This window comes from Streptomyces ziwulingensis (assembly GCF_039542605.1).
In the GTDB taxonomy this organism is placed as follows: Bacteria; Actinomycetota; Actinomycetes; order Streptomycetales; family Streptomycetaceae; genus Streptomyces; species Streptomyces ziwulingensis.
In genome coordinates this window covers 1-1,462 of sequence record NZ_BAABIG010000161.1, presented here as the reverse complement: position 1 = coordinate 1,462, position 1,462 = coordinate 1, and the positions used below count along the sequence as shown (strand labels likewise).

General features: G+C 31.8%; 2 protein-coding genes. Both read right to left on the bottom strand.

Translation table 11 applies throughout. The features are described 5' to 3' along the window. Positions 1-614: hypothetical protein (locus ABEB00_RS35915; RefSeq protein WP_345624931.1), on the bottom strand; the 614-nt coding region annotated here is incomplete at its 3' end. Positions 615-1,247: 633 nt separating this feature from the next. Further along, a partial coding sequence (locus tag ABEB00_RS35910; protein WP_345624930.1) for a hypothetical protein occupies positions 1,248-1,462 on the bottom strand: 215 nt, incomplete at its 5' end.

Genomic DNA, 1,462 nt, shown 5'->3' with positions numbered 1-1,462 from the left:
GTATTAGAAACAACATTTAGGCGGCTACGCAGTGAAGGTTCTGGTGTATTCTGAATAAGTAAATCATACAAACAAGGATTTTCGAATTTAAGTTTTTTTATTTTATTAAGTATTTCAATATAATTACGTATATAATTTTTAGGTTTAAGATAATTATTATTTAGAGCTTCCCTCTCATTCAATAAATAATTCTTAGAGAATATAACAATATCTTCGGAACTATTGAATCTTACTTCACCCTTAATTTTCTTATCTAAAATTTCATGTATAACATTATCAAAATTATTATTAAATTCTACCTGATGTAAGCCAGAACTAACCGTGTTTTTATAATTTACCCCATATGTTGGTGGTGAAGCCTCTGTCGTAATCGATGAACCACACCAAGGTAACCCTTTCCGTCCGAATACAATATCTCTACCTTTAAATTTAAAAGATAATACCGATTTAGAGACTTCTTTTTTACCCACACTCTCGATAGTATCAAGAGATGTATTAAATAACGGCGTAGTCTGATTATCCACAGGAGGATTAGGATTCAGATATTGAATGTCGATATCCCCAAAAAAAGATATAAACAAAAAACTTAAGATTATTAATAATAATTCTCTCACTCAACGTAATAATAATAAAAATATATTACGAGTGATCCTATTACCCACAACACCTAGACGACTACACCAGGCTTGATCCTTCGACTGCGTACCCAAAAAGATTTTTTTATCCGAAGGCTGCTGCACCGACAGTAAGCAAATCGTCGACTTAAAATAAGTCTCACCTTTTATCCGAAGGCTGTTGCCCCGAAAATATGGCTTCATCGTGGTAAAATATCTATCGAGGCTACGCTGATTAATATTACTTAAACTTATCAGGCTGCGCCGGAAGAGTTTGTATTCATTACTACCCCCCATTGCTTGCATTAATCGTATTATGTCCATTTTGGGAGCTTCCCACAACCTTCGGACAAAAAGTACTAAAAAAGCTTTAGGAGGTATATATGGTATTACTGCTTCGATGGTTTTAGAATCTTCACCTGAAGGATATATTATCAAAGAATGTTCTACTGAAGGATATATTATCAAAGAATACTCAAGGGGATTATATATTCGAAGGCTATGTGAAATATCATTGATCTTAATAGGTTTAGTATCAACTCATTTACCATTTATAAACACTTTTATTCTTTTTGTATATGAATCCGGTGATAATTTTGTTTTTGAATTCTCTAATATAACTGAACCTTCACTTCAATCAACTGTTTTACTCAACTTATCTCCTTCAACAATACTACCTTTGTATAAATCAACGAAGCTATCTACAGTTAATGAATCTGAGTCAACACCTTTAGCTTTAATAATAACTTTATTTTCGTCTGTGATTAAGCAATATGTTTTTGATGATATAAAATATCCCCTTTTTACAACATGTTCTAATTTAAATTGTCCAATATTTTCTCCAACTA